Raw genomic sequence first — 14,729 nt, 5'->3', positions numbered from 1 at the left:
CATGGCACTGTCGGATTCCACGCTGCTCGGGCTGACCCGCGCCGGCGGCGGCTTTTCGCTCGGCGAGTTTTCCGCGCGCGGCATCTCGATGCAGATGGGGCCGATCGAAGCCGCCGCCGATCTGGTGCGCGACGTCAACGGCAACATGATCAACCTCAAGGCCGGGATGACCGCGTTCCGCAAGTACAAATTCACGCTGTCTTGCGAGGACATGGCGGCGCCCGGCTTTTCCGTGGTGTCGGGCGGCCGGACGGCTTTGTGGCCCGGCGACGAGGTGACGCTGGTTTGCATTCCCGAACTAGGTGCGACCGAGCAGCAGACCTTTACCGCGATGGTGCTTGGCTGGTCGGTGACATCCAACGAATGGGATACGGTCACCTCCTGGTCGCTCGATCTGGAGCAGAAATAACATGCCGGTCGCACCTGAACACGCCGGCGGCGGTCCGACCTATTTCGCATGGGCGGGTCCGGGCGAGACCACGTTCGGCAGCGGGCACATCCGCTACGACGAATACATCCTGAAACTCGAGATCGACCTCGAGGAGGGCAAGATCCCGGTCGCGACGCTGGACATGATCAATCCGGGGCCGGCGTGGTGGTTTGCGAGCGATCGCCCCGGCTGGGCCTGGATCGCGTTCGATACCGATGGCGACGTGACGGCAAAATTCTTCGGCCGCATCCTGGCGGTGCCGTCGGACCTGTTGGGCGAGATCGTCACCGTCAAGTTCTACGCCAAGCCGCTTGACTATCTGGCGCGCAAGCAGGCGGCCGCGGACGCGCTCAAGGTGCTGCCCAATTACGACAAGGTGTTCATCGATCCGGCCTATGTCGACGATCCCGACACCGTGCTGGAGGGCTATTCCGCCAACTGGCATTTCGATCCGGTCAGCCACGCCATCACCATCAGCGACTACATCTATGGCGAGGCGGGAGAAGAGGAGTTCGCCGGCTCCGAAATCATCTATGATTCGCTGTCGTTTACGCTGGGCGATCCGCCGCCGCGCGCGGTCAAGGTCGACGCGACAGTCACCTATACGCAAAAGGCTTCAGGCGCGATCGACATCGGCGCCAATGCGTTTTCCTCGCTGACCGGACAGGGGCTCTACCAGGGTTGGCCGAAGCCCGGCGCCTCGCCCGGTGGCGGCTGGACCGTGTTGGATTCCAGCGCCGACGATGGCGGCGTCTCGAACCTGACCGGCGCCGAATCCAAATTCGAGTTCAAGAACCATGACGAGGATCATTCCAATGGCGACGCGATGTCGGTCTCTGAATCGGTGTCGGGCTGGGTCGCGCCCGGGTTGGCCACGATGGTGGATTACAAGGCGTCGGTGTCCATGACGGTCGGCGACCCGGAAACCGGGCGCGCCGCCGCGCTCAGCGTGCAGGAGAGCGGCGTCAATGTGCTGAGCTGGAATATCAAAACCACGCTGCAGCTGGGATATGCCGCGGCGCGCGATCGGACCGAGCATCTCAGCTTTACGCTGGCGCTGGATTCGCAAGCGATGCTGTCGGACGATGAAGGCACCTCCGACATCGAGACGCTGACATTTTCGGGCGCCGATGTCGGCCAGCCGCTGCCGGGCGAGAGCACGCCGCCGATCGGCGATGTCGGCCGCCGCAGTTACTTTCCGACCGATCGCGGACTTTTGAGCGCAGCCGGACGGGTCGCGGTCGCCCGCGCGCATCTGCTGTCCAAGGCGCGGCCGTGCGAAGTCGGCTTTTCGCCAATCTCGTTTTCCCGCGCGCTTGTCCTGAGTTGCCGGCATACCGCGCGCGTGCACGATTCGCGGCGGCTGCCCGCAGGCCAGGCGTCCGGCAAGGTCGTCAATGTCAAGATCACGGCCGACGGCGCCGGCGGGCAATATCTCGCCCTGGTGACGATCAAGGGCGCGATCGGGCATGGCGGCGTCTCCGTAGTCGTCGAGGGCACGCCGACCATCGTCGACGCCGACGTCATGGGCCCCGAGCTGCAGCTGTTCGCCGGCCGCAAGCTGGTGCTCGACAGCGCCGACTGCCTCTATTCTCTGCCGGTCGACGGCGTCAACGACGACGGGCTGGTGTTTCCATTGACCAGGGATCAGGTCGTGGTGCGCAGCGAGACGCTGACCTCGGACGGCCCTTCGCAAGAGGAAGTCCTGGCGCGCAGCAGCGGCCTTAGCGGCGCCGGCTTTGGCGCCTCGGACGGCCGCGGCGTGGCGATCGGCGCCGGGCTTAATGACGGCTCGGCGTTCACGGGCGCGAGCCAGGCCCAGGCCTCGACTCAAACCGCGGTGACGGCGCTAGGCGCCGCGCAGAAATGGTACGAGCTGGAATTGAAGCCGGTCGCTGATCTGTCGTTTGAATATTCGTTCGATATCGCCGCCGGCCCGGTCCTGGTGCCGGCGCAGGTCGCGCTCGGCGGCTAACAGGAAAATAACCGAACATGGGTTTTGAGAACATCGTGCGGCCGTTCCAGTCGGTCGACGTCAGCTATCCGCGCCGCATCATCAAGGCCGACGCCACCCCGCCGGCCAACGTCGTGCTCAAGGTCGGCGACAATGGCGGGGTCAAGACCATCAACTTTTCGCGGTCGTATTCGCTGACGACCTACATGGAAAAAAAGCACAAGGAAGTCCAGAGCCGCGGCAAGTCGGAGTTCACTGGAACCTGGGCCGACGTCATCGGCCAGCCGTTCGGCGAGTCGGTGAGCGATTGATCTGGAATCGTTTTTTTAGGGAAAGAAGCACAACGCTATGCCGCCAGTCCTGACCCGCCGCCGCGATCTCGCCCGTCCGCTCAGTGCCGACGAGTTCGACGCCGATATCGACAATCTCGACGGGCGCATCACCACGCTGGAGGGCGACCCGCCGGCAGCGGTGTCGATCGCCAGCATCACGGCAGTCGGCGACCAGATGACGATCACGCTGACGGATGCCACCACCTTTACCGTGACGATGCCGTACCGGCGGCTCAACCCGGTGATCTATACCGGCGGGTTGTCGCTTAGCGTCGACGACGTGTTTCCCTATAACGGGTCGCTCTATGTTGTGATCTGGCCGCATGTGGCGCCGGACGTGTTCGACCTGGGCGCCAATGACGGGCTCGGCCACAGCTATTATTTCAACCTGCTGCCGAACCCCGGCAATGCGCTGCCCGATGGCGGCGAGCTCGGCCAGGTGCTGCAGAAGCTGTCCGACCTCAGCTATCACCGCGGCTGGCGCTTCCTCGACGCGATCTATGTGACGTTTGAGCCCTCCAGCGACAGCGATCTGCCGGCCGGCAGCGTTGCTGAAACGCTGGAGGCGCTGGAGGTGCGGATCGCCAGCGCCGTCGCCGCCGTCAGTTTCGATGCCGTCGCGATCAGCTATACGCCGTCGAGCGCCAGCGCCCTGGTCTCGACCAATGTCGGCGATGCGCTCGACGAACTCGGCGAGCGTGTCATTGGTTTTGCCGACGTTTCCGGCACCATCAGCGCGTTGCAGTCGCGCGATCCGACCGTCACGGCGCTCGGCACCGCCGGCACCGTCGACCTCGATCCCGATCTCGGCGATGTTTTCACGGTGACACCGACCGGCAACATCACGCTCAACTGCGACGGTCCTGCCAATGCGAAGATCACGCTGATCGTGCTCACCTCGGGCACCTCGAGCTACAACATCACGCCGAGTGCCAATTTCAAGTCGGCCGGAGCATTGGCGACCGGTACGGTGAGCGGCAAGACCTTCACGATTTCCTTTGTTGGCGACGGCACCAATCTGGTCGAGACCTGCCGCACCGGCGCGATGTGAGGCGTTAGCCGATGGTTGATAAGCCGGAGACCCGCAAAACCCACGTCTACCGCTATATCGGCAAGACGATCGACGAGAGCGGCCGCGTGGTCGACGTGCCTGACGCCTATCTCGACTTCGAGCGGATCGACATCCTGGTCACCGAGACCGGCGCGGGCTTCGATTTCCAGCGCACAGCCACGGAGCTGCACTGGTACAAGAAAGAGACCGGCGACAGCGGCCCGCGGCGCGAGCCCAATCCGGCGCGCAGGACCGGCAAGCTTAAGGTGTTCCTGGCGGACGACGATCCGCAAAATCCGTCGTTGTGGTGGGAGGTGGATGTCGCCGACGAGATCGTCATCCGTGACGACGACCAGCGGATCATCCGCGGTTTCCGCAACAAGGAGGTGTGGCGGCAGCGCGCCATCCGGCGGGTGACGCATTATGATACGCCGTTCGACGGCGACCCACTCTACGAAAAAGGCGGGGTGCTGAAGAACTACCAGAAGATCAAGGACAGCGAGGATCAGGACCAGTTTCTCGACATCGCGATCCCGCGGTTGTTCACCATCCGCGACTTCGACCAGAAGTTCACGACGCAGCTGGAAAACCGGTATCTGGTGGAGCAGACGCGCGCGCCGAAGATCGCCTATAATGCGGACGATCTCAACCCGCCCTGGCAGTTCGATCCGCTGCAGTGCCTGGTCAACGTCAATTATCCCGGCGTCGTCGAATTTCAGGATAACAGCGACATCGAACTGTCGACCGATGTCCCCGACACCAAGCGTGGGTTGCTTGTCATCTGGTTTCGCGTGCCGCAGAAAAGCGTCGACGCCGCGAAAAAAGAATACCAGGACTGGATCGATCACGGCGATGGCCCGTTGCCGAAGCTGCTCGGCGTTGTGCCGATCCATACCTGGGGCGTCACCTCGAAGCGCAGGAAGTATGAATTCCGGCAGCATGCAATTGGCACATTTCCGAGACAATGCGACCGGATCCTGACCAATGGTCACGCTTTCCACGATAGCACCACCGACCACCCGGCGTTCGCGTGGACCGCGGGGGACTGGTTTCTGACCGGCGAAACCGCGGAGGATATCGACCCTTCCTATATCGGCATCGATTGCACCGGGGCGGAGCCGCGGCTTTCGATCAACATCCGGATGCCGAACGGCAACCTCGCGGAGTTCGAGGGTTCGTCGCCGCGCACCATTTCAGCATCTGTCGCCGAGGATCGGATTGGATTTAATCTGGACTTCTCCACCGACGGCTCGTGGCCGCACGAGCCTGATACGCATCCGGCGCATGTCGGTTTGTTTCCGCTGGTTCCCGCGTTCACGATTACGACGAGCTACGACCAGACGGGCACCAATGCGCCGGTCGTATTGGGCAGCTTCCCGGAAACCTTCCGCACGCTGCCGGTGCGCCTTGTTGGCGATGGCCTTAAGGGCGCGTTCGATCTATCGGAAGTCAACGGCGAATATAGCGATGGCCAGGTGGTGGAGACCAATCACTGGCACTGCCTGGCGCTGTCCTATGACTTTACCAAGGAGTGCAACACCAAGGGCACCACTGGCGGCCGGCGCGATCCTGCGGTTCCGCCCCGTACACAAGGCAGTCGCACCACCTCGGCGCCGCGCATTTTTGTCATGTTCGACGATGTCAACCTGACCGGGAAGAAGCTCTCGGCCTACTACCCTGACGGCTATGCCGACAAGAACGCGGTGCTGTCAGTCAATGGTTTCTATGTCGCATCCGAGCCGACATTCACCGTCACCGACGTTAGCAACGATGACTTCGGCAACACCGTCACGGTCACAACGAACCAGGCGTTGCCGATCTACCGCTTCAAGCCGAATCCGATCGCGTTAGACAAGGCGAAGTTCGGCTTTCCCGCCACCGATGCGCACCGCTCCGCCATCAAGCGCGTCGAGCTCGGCGAGTGCCAGTTCTATACCGACACGGTGATGGATTTCGCCAGCCTCGAGGCGCGCCGTGCCATCGTCACCGAGGCGGGCAAGCCGACCGGGATGCGCAAGCTCGCCGATCGCGTCGGCAAGGACCCGGAAGTAAAGCTGCAGGGCTCCGGCAACTGGAAGCGCGGCCGCAACACCGGGACGCTGGCGATCAAGCCGCCAAATGGTCCCAAGGACGGGACGGCCGTCGGCACCATCAAGGCTTACACCCCCAATCCAAGCCTGCGCGGGCCGCAGGGAAGACCTGAATGATCTAACGGGTCGCCACGGCACCAATTCAAAAATCAAAATCGACAGGAGGTCGGCATGGCCATGACGCCGCGCGTGATCGATATCTCGCACCACAACACGGTCAAGGATTTCCGCGCCACGGCCAACGCCGGGGTCTGGGGCGTGATCCACAAGTCGTCGCAGGGTCCCGGCTACCGCGACCCCGACTACGCGGCGCGGCGCAGGCAGGCGTTGGCCGCCGGCATGCTGTGGGGCGCCTATCATTTCAACGACGGGTCCGACGTCGCGGCACAGGTCGACTGGTTCATCAAATGCGCGGCGCCGGACAGCTCGACCCTGATGGTGCTGGATTTCGAGGACAATCCGAAGTCGAACATGACCGCGAAACAGGCGGTCGCCTTCCTGCGGCTGCTCGAGCAGAAACTTGGGCGCAAGGGCGCGATCTATTCCGGCAACCGGCTCAAGGAAACGATCGGAACGCTCAATGCGGCGGATCGGAAATATCTGCTGTCGCATCGGCTGTGGCTGTGCCAGTACGGCCCGCGCGCGGTGCTGCCGACGGGTTTTGCGAAATATTGGCTGTGGCAATATACCGGCGACGGTGTCGGCCAGCCGCCGCATAACGTGCCAGGCGTGGTCGCCGGAAACCGCGGCCTCGACCTCAACGTCTATGATCGCGATCGCGCCAGTCTCGCCGCCGAATGGGCCGGCGCCGGCAGCGCGATCGCGTCGATCATGTCGGTGGTGGCCGGCGACGACGGCGCCTCGTCGCACGCCAGTCAGGCCGCAGCCGACCAGGCCGATGACGCGGCAGACGATGCCGGCGACGCCGCAACGTCTGCGACGGAGGACGCGCCGACGCCTGCGGCGGATGATGTCGCTGCCGAGGCTGACCTCTATGCGGTCAAGCGGCGGCTCAAGGCGATGAACTACAATCCCGGCGTGCTCAACGCCGAGTGGGGCGGCATGACCGCCGGCGCGATCGCCGGGTTCATCAACGATCGCGGCGGGAGCATCGCGCCGCCGGCGTCGTTTGCCGCCTTCATTGAGGTCAAGGACGATCTGCGCAGCGAGCTCGCGCGCGCCGAGGACGAGGTGCCGCCATTCGTGCGGCCGGTCTCGGAGGCGCGCGCCAGCGGCGACGCCTCGACGGTGGCGACCGTGGCGCCGGAAGCGGTGCCGGCCAAGCGCAGCTTCCTGAAAGCGGCGTGGGCGGCGGTCGCGACCTTCTTCACTGCGGTCTGGACCGCGCTTTCCGACAAAATCTCGGCGGCCTGGGATTTCTTCACCGACCACAAGGACGATCTCGGCGATTCGTCCTCCTGGCTGTCGACCGTTGGAGGCTATCTCGCCGAGGTGCCGGTGTCGCTGTGGATCCTGCTCGGCGCCGCGGGCCTGGCCTGGATCGCTTACGACGCCCGCGACAGCGTCAACAAGATCACCGAGCAGGTCAAAACGGGAGCGCGACAATGATCATGACGTACATCCGAGCAGGGCTGGCGCTGCTCGAGGCCGGCGGCATCGTCGCCAAGCTGATCGCGGCCGGTGCGCTCGTTGCGGCGCTCGCGATCGCCTATGGCGTCTGGCATCACAAGGTCTACCACGCCGGCTATGCGCGCGCGCTAAGCGATATCGCGGCCGAGGACGCCGGCGCCATCAAGCGGGCGACCGACATGCGGAAGACCTGGCGGTCCTGCCGCGATCGCAACGGCGTTTGGGATCAGGCGACCGGGCGGTGCGGGTCATGACTCGGCTTCGCTCTGCGAGCTACGCCGGACACGTCCGGCTTATGGTGCTGCTGGCGCTGGCGCCGCTGCTCGGCGGCTGCATGCAGACGCTGACTGGCTCGGTCGCCGGCGGCGAGTGCAAGATCTTCGAACGGCCGACCTATGCCGTGCTCGGCAAGCGGCCCTATGACCAGGATTGGATCGACAGCCAGGTCGAGGGCGGCGTCGGCGGCTGCAACTGGCCGCGTCCGGCGCCGCGTCCGGCCTCGCTCGACGCGGCGCCTGTCAAGCCCAGCATCGTTTCTGCCAAGCCGAAGCCGGGTTTTGTCAAGCGGGTGACGGCGCGTGTCAGGCGGGCCTGGCCGAAGGGCGCCGTCGCGCCGATCGACGTGCCGATCGTTCCGGTGCCCGCGGCCTCGGTCGCGCCGGCATCACCGTCAGAGCCGCCGGAAAAACCGCGCTCGGCGATCGACGAGCTGCTGCAACCCAGCCGCTAGCGAGGCGCCACGATGATCGATGCAAAGCTCAATGCCTGGCTGCGGCGGCTGCTCGGCCATTTCGAGAACCGGCTTTCCGAGGTCGGCACGGCGCTGATGATGCTCGGCCTGTCGCTCGAGCTCTCGCTCTGGCCCGACGCGATCGGCGCCAGCGCCTTTCATCGGCTGCTCGAGGTGCTGCCACCGGCCTGGCTCGGCTGGGGATTTTTCATCGCTGGCACGGCGCGCCTGGCTGCGCTGCTCGCCAATGGCAGCTGGCCCTTCTGGGGTCCGCTGCTGCGCGCTGCCGGGGCGCTGTCGGGCGCGATGATCTGGTTTCAAATGTGCATCGCGCTATCCGTCCTGATCCCGGAAACGGGCAGGCCGCCATCACCAGGCATTCCGGTCTATTTCGTCCTGACCATCGTCGAGCTGTTGTCGATGTACCGGGCGCTGGTGCTGGTGAATCGCGATGAAGCTGCTTGAGCGGATCTATGACGGCCTGACCTCGAACACGCTGCAGACGGTCGGTGCGCTGATCATCTTCCTGCTGGCGCTGCCGCTGATCCGCGCCGGCCTGCGCGAAAAGCCGCAGGCGCCGCCGCCACCGCAACCGTCGCCGATCGAGGTCGAAAGTCCGTGGTTCGTGCAGAATTTCCTGCAGATGCAGACCGACGTCGAGCGGATGAAAGACCAGCTCGGCGGGATCTCGAGCCAGCTTGCCGGCGTCGTCAAGCTGCTGCGCCGCCGCCACGACCGGGCGACCAAGCCGAAGAAGTAGCGCGCGTTTTTTGTTTGGCGCCGTTCGCCTTTCGCGCTTGCCGGCTGCGGCATTCGCGCAGGCTTTGCGGCGTCGCTTTCGCATCGCCTGCTCGGGCGCGCCGTTCACCACCAAACGAGGAATCCCCATGCTGCGAATTGCTTTCGCCGGCGCGCTCGCGCTGTGCCTGGTTGCGTTGAATGCCGGAACGGCCGAGGCGCGCCGTCATCGCCCGCAGGTCTCGACCTGTAGCAACCTCGATCCGATGCGGCCTTGCGGTGTCGGATTTTTGCCGCCGGGTGACTCAGTGCGGGCCGCCCAGGCGTTAAAACGGAGTAGCGGCATACGGATGACCCGCGCCGATCGGGCGCGTCCTGGGCCGTCCTACGGGCCCGGCGGTTTAGCTGCCGGCCTGGTGGCGCCGCTGGCGGCGAAGGTCGCCGAGATCCGCGGCGCCTGCCGGTCGAGCCTGATCTCGGGCATGCGCCATACGCTGATTGCCGGCACCAGGATGATCAGCCTGCATGCCTCGGGGCGGGCGGCCGACCTGGCCGGTGATCCCTCCTGCATCTATGCCCACCTCGCCGGCTGGCCCGGCGGCTACTCGGTCGACTACGCCCGGATGCGGCATGTCCATATTTCCTATGACGAGGGCGGCCGCGAGTGGGGGCTGCATTTCCGGCACGGCGGCGGCGCCCGCCACGCCCGTCGGCATCATCCTCATATTCGGCTCGTCGTGGCGCGAACGCCGCAAGCGGCGCGCGCGCGTCTGGCCCACCGATGACCGGGGCCGGCGACTACCAGTGCGAGCTGAACGAACGGCTCGCGGCCGAGCAGCGTGATTTCGTGCGGTTCTGGCTTTTCATCGGGCTGTCGGTGGCGGCCTTCCTGGCCGTCGCACTGTGGCCGGCCGCGGCGGGCGCGGCGGAATCTTCCGGCGCTGCGTTTTCCGGTTTGGCCTCCTATTACGGCACCGAAAGCGGCAGCCGGACCGCGTCGGGACAGCGCTTCAACCAGAACGCCATGACGGCCGCGCACCGTTCGCTGCCGTTCGGCACCAGGCTGCGCGTCACCTATCGCGGGCAAAGCGTGGTCGTGACGGTCAACGATCGCGGACCGTTTCTGCGTAGCAGGATTCTGGATCTGTCGACCGGCGCGGCACGCGCGATCGGCCTGACCGGCGCCGGCGTCGGTCGCGTGCGGGCCGAGGTCTTGCCATGAACAAGGAGATCCTGACTGCGATCGTGGTCGTGGTGTTCTTGGCCCTGGCCTGGTCGATCGAAACCGCGATCGACCGATGGCGGCCGGCGACGCCGGATCTGCAGCGCTGCCTGGCGCTGGTCGCCGCCGCGATCGCCGTCGGCGCCGCTGCGATCTGGTTTCTCTAATTCCGCCTTCGCCCTTCCGCCTTCGCCCTTCGCGCTCCGGCGGACATGTCGGGCTCCGGCGAGACAAGCCGCGCCAGCGGTCTTCTGCCTTCGCCAAGGCTTCGGCGGACATGCTGGCCAACTGATTTCCCGCGCCGGCGGTCTCCGGCATCGACGAGCATCAATCATGAAACGCAAACCCAATGCCTGGTACGGCTGCCGGCGTGACACCAAGGATCCGCGCGACCACATGATGGCGCCGCGGGCGATGCGGATTCCGGCCGCGGTCGACCTACGGCCGCATTGCCCGGCGGTGATGGACCAGGGCGAGCTCGGTTCTTGCACCGCGCACGGCATCACCGGCGCGCTGCGCTATGAAATGATCGCCGCCGGCCGCAGCGACATCGCGCTGTCGCGGCTGCAGCTCTATTTCGACGAGCGCACGATCGAGGGCACGGTGGCCTCCGACGCCGGCGCCGAGATCCGTGACGGCATCAAGTCGGCCAACAAGCGCGGCGTCGGCCATGAGACGCTGTGGCCGTACCGGATCAGGAAATACCGCGATCGGCCGTCGGACGCCGTCTATGCCGACGCCAGAAAGTTCAAGGCCTTGAGCTACCAGCGGGTCGAGGTCAACGCCGCGGCGCTGCGTCAGGCGATCGCGATGGGCCACACGCCGGTGATCGGCGTCACGCTGTTTGAGAGTTTCGAAAGCGACGATGTCGCCAAGTCCGGCATGGTGCCGATGCCGGCCAAGCACGAAGCGACGGTCGGCGGCCATTGCATGTATGTGGTCGGCTACGGCCAGCGGCCCGGCACCTTCACCGTGCGCAACTCCTGGGCGGCCGACTGGGGCGACAAGGGCGACTGCTACTTTCCGGCGGCCTATCTCGGCTCGACGCTGTACGGATCCGACTACTGGATTGTGACCGGCGAGGGCTGAAACGAATCCGCGCCGGGCGGTTTCCCGGCAAAAAAAGGAGAGACTGAAATGTCCGCAACCATGCGCGCGAAAATGCAGGTCAACAAGGTCGAGCGGTTTCCCGGTCAGGACCGCATCACCTGCAACGCCGTCGCGGCCAAGGCCTATCCGGCCGACGGCTCCGACGAGGACAATACCTATGCGAAATTTTCGCCCTCGGGCGAGCTGACGCTGACGATAGCCAACCCGGCGCTGCTTGGCATCATCGAGCCCGGCCAGAAATTCTACCTGGACTTCACGCCGGCGGCCGAGTGATCGCGCCTAGGATAGGGGCATCGCGCAATCGGTGCCACTGCCCTCTCGACGGGCGTTTCCTCCCATGACTGGCCCGCGGTCGGATGTCCCCGACCGCGGGCTTTTTCGTTTTGCCGCCGGCCAGGGCAGCAGTGGCGCTGGTGGGTATACGTCGATCCGATGCACCAAAGTGAAATGCCAGTAGCTGGCGATCGGATATTCCGTTCTAGCGGATAACCTTGAACTTCTTCGCCGCCTTGCGCCGCGGCGCCGGCGGCGGATCCGGCTCGTTTCGTTTCAGCGCCTTCAGCACTCCGATGCGCGCGAGCATGGTGTCGGCCCCTTCGCTGCACAGCATCAGGGCATGGATCGCCGCCTGCCACACCGGCAGCGCGGATTCCTTCTTCGGCAGTTTCGTGATGTAGTCGCCGGCATCCTTCAGGGTCACCAGTGATCGGCCGTCAGGGAGGTCGATCGGGCCGTCGCGGAATTTGCGCTGCCAGCCCTCCGCCATCACGCGAACATGTCGGCGCCGGCTTGCGTGAACGTCACGAACGTTCCGGATTCGTGAAGCTTCAGCCAGCCGTTCTCGATCGCGCGTTTGAGGCCGGCGCCGTATTCCGCCGGCGTGCCCTTGTCGCGAAACAGGAACGGTCCATTGATCTTCTCGATGTGGATCCGGCCCTGCACCGGTTCGACCTGGTTGGCGATCTCGAGGAGGTGACGTGCGGCCTTGTCGGGATCCGCGAAGGGTCGCTCGTCGACGTATTTCATTGGTTCGTGCCCATGCTTGGCGGCGGAAAGTTTGGCCTGACGTCGGCGCCGCGTTTGCCGCAGGCCCGGCAGACGAAGCGGTCCTCGATGTCGGAAAGCCTCAGATCGTTCGGCCACGGGGCGGCGTCGCGTTCGATCGAATGGCTGCATTTGTGGTCCGCGCAATAGATCAGGACGCGGTCGACACCGGACGCGCGCATCTCGCCGAAGGTGATTTTTTGCTGGCGGGGCATGGCCCAATATCGCGCGACAAATCACGCTGGACAAGACAAGAACAAAGCGCGGTTTCGCGCGTCCAACAAACCGTCCAACACGATTATCGCTATTCTGATATCAATCTGATTTTGTTTAGGTATTTTCGGGATTTGCGCGCTATGGCGCTCCCTAGCGGAATCGAACCGCTCTCTCCACCGTGAAAGGGTGGCGTCCTAACCGATAGACGAAGGGAGCAAAACAACCGGAAAATCAAAGCTTTATAGGCTCGATGCGCCGTGTTGGTCGCCGACCGAAACATTCGATCAAGGCGGCGACGGGCGAACGTATAGTGGCGTTTCGCCGGGCGGGCAAGCCGCCCGAAAACCCCTTTTTTAGGCCCATTTTTCCGCCCGCTGCCGCGGCCTGCGAGACTGCTGAAAACAGCAGGTATTCCGCAACGGCTTTTTAAGCCGCGTGGCGTAGGTCTTTGATCGGGGGGAACTTCCGACATGGCCTTTGGCACCAAACAGCGCGAGTTGCGCAAATCGCTGCATCAGGCAGGCTGGATCACGCTCGAGGGTGGCTTTGCTGCGCGGCCGTGCGTGGTGCACGACATGTCCAGCACCGGTGCGAAGATCACGATCGAGGATCCCAACTCGCTACCGGCCAAATTGCGGCTGGCGTTTTCGCGCGATGCCCGAACCGGGCGGCCCTGCGAGGTGGTCTGGCGTCGCGGCAAATCCGTCGGTGTCAGGTTCGTCCGCTAGCCCTGCGGCGCGGCAGGCGATAAAAGGCGGGATGCGCAAATTCCTGCTTGCGATCGTTGTCACGACATTGCCAGCCCTGATCGCACGGGCCGAACAGCCGGCTTTTCCAAAATCCGGACACACGGCCAAGCCGAGCAGGCTGCTGCCGGTGAAGGGCGCGACGTCGTCCCATTCCTGCGCGGCGTTCGGCGCCGGCTTCGTCAAGGTCGAAGGCACCGATACCTGCGTGAAGATCGGTGGCGCGGTCAGCGCAGGGGCGAGCGCCTCTATGGGCGCGCGCTGACCGTCGAAAGCTCAGCTTATGTCATCGGCGGCGCGATGAACTGGACGAAACCGGGTCGGCCCACGAACTGTGCGAACCAGCGCTCCAGGTTCGGCAGCCTGGGCTTGATGATGCCTTCGACGCCGAGCCAGCGCCGCGCATAAGCGCCGAGCGCGATATCGGCGATCGTGAACTGATCGCCTTCGATGAAGCGCCGTGTCGCCAGTTGCGCCTCGACGACCCGCCACACCACGGCTTCGGCGTCGGCATCCTTCTGGATCGCGACCATGTCGCGCTTTTCCGGCGGGGTGCGCACCAGCGCCCAAAACACCGGCCGATCGACCGGCTGCAGCGTCGACAGCGTCCAGTCGAGCCATCGGTCGACACTGGCACGCACTTTCGGCTCTTTCGGATAGATCGGTGAACCGCTGCCCGAGTCTTTGCCATAGGCCATGCACAGATAGCGCATCACCGAATTGGATTCCCACAGCACGAAGTCGCCGTCGACCAGCGTCGGCACCCGGCCGTTCGGATTCATCGCCAGGTAGGGCGGCTCGTTGTTCTTGCCGAAATGCAGACCGGCATCGATCCGGTCATAGCCGAGATCGAGTTCGCGCAGGCACCACAGCACTTTTTGAACGTTGACCGAATTGGCCCGGCCCCAGATGGTCAGTTGTTGTTTGTTGTTGTCAGCCACGCGTTGCTCCCTTTGATCTTCTTGAGGCGTTGATAGCTGAAGATCAGTGAAAAAGCGCGCTTTCAGGTGAGGCAGCCCAACAAAAAATCAGGCCCGTCGTTATCGCGGAGCCTGATCTCTCGTAAAATGCAGTTGGCTAGGGTGCTCAGTGGCCGAAGAACAACCACAGCAGGATGATCACCGGGATCGGCACACCCAACAACCAAAGCAGGATTCCTTTTCCCATTATCGCCTCCTCAAAATGCAATCGGGAGGAGAACGCGCGAAGCCGTAACCAGTTCCTGCGCGGAAACCGGAATCCCTGCGTGGCTCGCGCGTTTTACGGCTTCGGAATTTCCGCGAGCGACAATCCGATCCGAAACAGCGAATAGCCGTCGCGATCGACGGCGTCGCGCACTTCCGCAGTAACGTCGTCGGAATGGCGGCTGCGTGTCAGCGGCCATTCGCTTTCATCGGTGGCGGGAGGAAATGGCGCGTCTGCCTTGATCACCAGCCGGTAGTCCGGATGGCGGACGTGCACGAAGAATTTGTACAA

The 14,729-nt window shown here is 64.4% G+C and carries 22 protein-coding genes and 1 tRNA gene; 17 read left to right on the top strand and 6 right to left on the bottom strand.

What is annotated here, in order from left to right:
- Position 1: 1 nt before the first annotated feature.
- From FFI89_RS18745 to FFI89_RS18680, 15 genes are all read left to right on the top strand, one after another.
- Positions 2-409: a hypothetical protein gene (locus FFI89_RS18745; protein WP_138839088.1), complete on the top strand. Its 408-nt coding sequence runs from the start codon at positions 2-4 to the stop codon at positions 407-409.
- A 1-nt stretch (position 410) separates the two neighbouring features.
- Positions 411-2,405, top strand: a complete 1,995-nt coding sequence (locus tag FFI89_RS18740) for a hypothetical protein (RefSeq protein WP_138839086.1) — start codon at positions 411-413, stop codon at positions 2,403-2,405.
- A gap of 17 nt (positions 2,406-2,422) precedes the next feature.
- Positions 2,423-2,695 (top strand): hypothetical protein, encoded by a 273-nt coding sequence (locus FFI89_RS18735; RefSeq protein WP_138839084.1) that lies wholly within the window; start codon positions 2,423-2,425, stop codon positions 2,693-2,695.
- Positions 2,696-2,732: 37 nt separating this feature from the next.
- On the top strand, positions 2,733-3,767 hold the full coding sequence (locus tag FFI89_RS18730) for a hypothetical protein (protein WP_138839082.1): 1,035 nt from the start codon (positions 2,733-2,735) through the stop codon (positions 3,765-3,767).
- Between the two features lie 11 nt (positions 3,768-3,778).
- Positions 3,779-5,974, top strand: a complete 2,196-nt coding sequence (locus tag FFI89_RS18725; RefSeq protein WP_138839080.1) for a hypothetical protein — start codon at positions 3,779-3,781, stop codon at positions 5,972-5,974.
- A 54-nt stretch (positions 5,975-6,028) separates the two neighbouring features.
- Positions 6,029-7,426, top strand: coding sequence for a glycoside hydrolase family 25 protein (locus FFI89_RS18720; RefSeq protein ID WP_138839078.1), 1,398 nt, complete (start codon positions 6,029-6,031; stop codon positions 7,424-7,426).
- Positions 7,423-7,701: a hypothetical protein gene (locus FFI89_RS18715; protein ID WP_138839076.1), complete on the top strand. Its 279-nt coding sequence runs from the start codon at positions 7,423-7,425 to the stop codon at positions 7,699-7,701. Before FFI89_RS18720 ends, FFI89_RS18715 begins: the two co-directional genes overlap by 4 nt.
- Positions 7,698-8,177 carry a hypothetical protein gene (locus FFI89_RS18710; RefSeq protein ID WP_138839074.1) on the top strand — a complete coding sequence of 160 codons (480 nt, stop codon included), beginning with the start codon at positions 7,698-7,700 and terminating at the stop codon, positions 8,175-8,177. Before FFI89_RS18715 ends, FFI89_RS18710 begins: the two co-directional genes overlap by 4 nt.
- Positions 8,178-8,189: 12 nt before the next feature.
- Positions 8,190-8,642, top strand: a complete 453-nt coding sequence (locus tag FFI89_RS18705) for a hypothetical protein (RefSeq protein ID WP_138839072.1) — start codon at positions 8,190-8,192, stop codon at positions 8,640-8,642.
- Positions 8,629-8,937, top strand: a complete 309-nt coding sequence (locus FFI89_RS18700) for a hypothetical protein (protein WP_138839070.1) — start codon at positions 8,629-8,631, stop codon at positions 8,935-8,937. The genes FFI89_RS18705 and FFI89_RS18700 overlap by 14 nt, the downstream gene beginning before the upstream one ends.
- A gap of 127 nt (positions 8,938-9,064) precedes the next feature.
- The gene (locus tag FFI89_RS18695; RefSeq protein WP_138839068.1) at positions 9,065-9,700 is read left to right on the top strand and encodes a hypothetical protein; all 636 of its coding nucleotides are present in this window, start codon (positions 9,065-9,067) and stop codon (positions 9,698-9,700) included.
- A complete protein-coding gene (locus tag FFI89_RS18690; RefSeq protein ID WP_138839066.1) occupies positions 9,697-10,137 on the top strand; it encodes a septal ring lytic transglycosylase RlpA family protein in 441 nt (146 codons plus the stop codon). The genes FFI89_RS18695 and FFI89_RS18690 overlap by 4 nt, the downstream gene beginning before the upstream one ends.
- The gene (locus FFI89_RS34430; protein WP_168212945.1) at positions 10,134-10,304 is read left to right on the top strand and encodes a hypothetical protein; all 171 of its coding nucleotides are present in this window, start codon (positions 10,134-10,136) and stop codon (positions 10,302-10,304) included. Before FFI89_RS18690 ends, FFI89_RS34430 begins: the two co-directional genes overlap by 4 nt.
- A gap of 166 nt (positions 10,305-10,470) precedes the next feature.
- The gene (locus FFI89_RS18685) at positions 10,471-11,226 is read left to right on the top strand and encodes a C1 family peptidase (RefSeq protein ID WP_138839064.1); all 756 of its coding nucleotides are present in this window, start codon (positions 10,471-10,473) and stop codon (positions 11,224-11,226) included.
- Positions 11,227-11,274: 48 nt separating this feature from the next.
- Positions 11,275-11,520: a hypothetical protein gene (locus FFI89_RS18680; protein WP_210249010.1), complete on the top strand. Its 246-nt coding sequence runs from the start codon at positions 11,275-11,277 to the stop codon at positions 11,518-11,520.
- Positions 11,521-11,725: 205 nt separating this feature from the next.
- Here the strand turns inward: FFI89_RS18680 and FFI89_RS18675 are convergent, their stop codons facing one another.
- The 4 genes from FFI89_RS18675 to FFI89_RS18660 all read right to left on the bottom strand — a co-directional run bounded on the left by FFI89_RS18675 (position 11,726) and on the right by FFI89_RS18660 (position 12,723).
- Positions 11,726-12,013 carry a hypothetical protein gene (locus FFI89_RS18675; protein WP_138839062.1) on the bottom strand — a complete coding sequence of 96 codons (288 nt, stop codon included), beginning with the start codon at positions 12,011-12,013 and terminating at the stop codon, positions 11,726-11,728.
- A complete protein-coding gene (locus FFI89_RS18670) occupies positions 12,013-12,273 on the bottom strand; it encodes a hypothetical protein (RefSeq protein ID WP_138839060.1) in 261 nt (86 codons plus the stop codon). The genes FFI89_RS18675 and FFI89_RS18670 overlap by 1 nt, the downstream gene beginning before the upstream one ends.
- The gene (locus FFI89_RS18665; protein WP_138839058.1) at positions 12,270-12,506 is read right to left on the bottom strand and encodes a hypothetical protein; all 237 of its coding nucleotides are present in this window, start codon (positions 12,504-12,506) and stop codon (positions 12,270-12,272) included. Before FFI89_RS18665 ends, FFI89_RS18670 begins: the two co-directional genes overlap by 4 nt.
- Positions 12,507-12,648: 142 nt before the next feature.
- Positions 12,649-12,723, bottom strand: a tRNA-Glu gene (locus tag FFI89_RS18660).
- A gap of 254 nt (positions 12,724-12,977) precedes the next feature.
- Between FFI89_RS18660 and FFI89_RS18655 the strand changes: the two genes are divergently transcribed.
- Both FFI89_RS18655 and FFI89_RS18650 read left to right on the top strand, forming a co-directional pair.
- Complete coding sequence (locus FFI89_RS18655; protein ID WP_138839056.1) at positions 12,978-13,235, top strand: PilZ domain-containing protein; 258 nt, start codon at positions 12,978-12,980, stop codon at positions 13,233-13,235.
- Between the two features lie 31 nt (positions 13,236-13,266).
- Positions 13,267-13,518, top strand: coding sequence for a porin (locus FFI89_RS18650; RefSeq protein WP_138839054.1), 252 nt, complete (start codon positions 13,267-13,269; stop codon positions 13,516-13,518).
- Positions 13,519-13,534: 16 nt separating this feature from the next.
- On the opposite strand, the gene FFI89_RS18645 is transcribed toward FFI89_RS18650, so the two are convergent.
- Positions 13,535-14,194: a glutathione S-transferase family protein gene (locus FFI89_RS18645; protein WP_138839052.1), complete on the bottom strand. Its 660-nt coding sequence runs from the start codon at positions 14,192-14,194 to the stop codon at positions 13,535-13,537.
- Between the two features lie 319 nt (positions 14,195-14,513).
- Positions 14,514-14,729 carry a hypothetical protein gene (locus FFI89_RS18640; protein ID WP_138839050.1) on the bottom strand — a complete coding sequence of 72 codons (216 nt, stop codon included), beginning with the start codon at positions 14,727-14,729 and terminating at the stop codon, positions 14,514-14,516.

The sequence above is a fragment of the Bradyrhizobium sp. KBS0727 genome (genome assembly GCF_005937885.2).
Lineage (GTDB): Bacteria > Pseudomonadota > Alphaproteobacteria > Rhizobiales > Xanthobacteraceae > Bradyrhizobium.
Note: the sequence above shows the minus strand (reverse complement) of the source record. Positions and strands in the feature narration are given on the sequence as shown.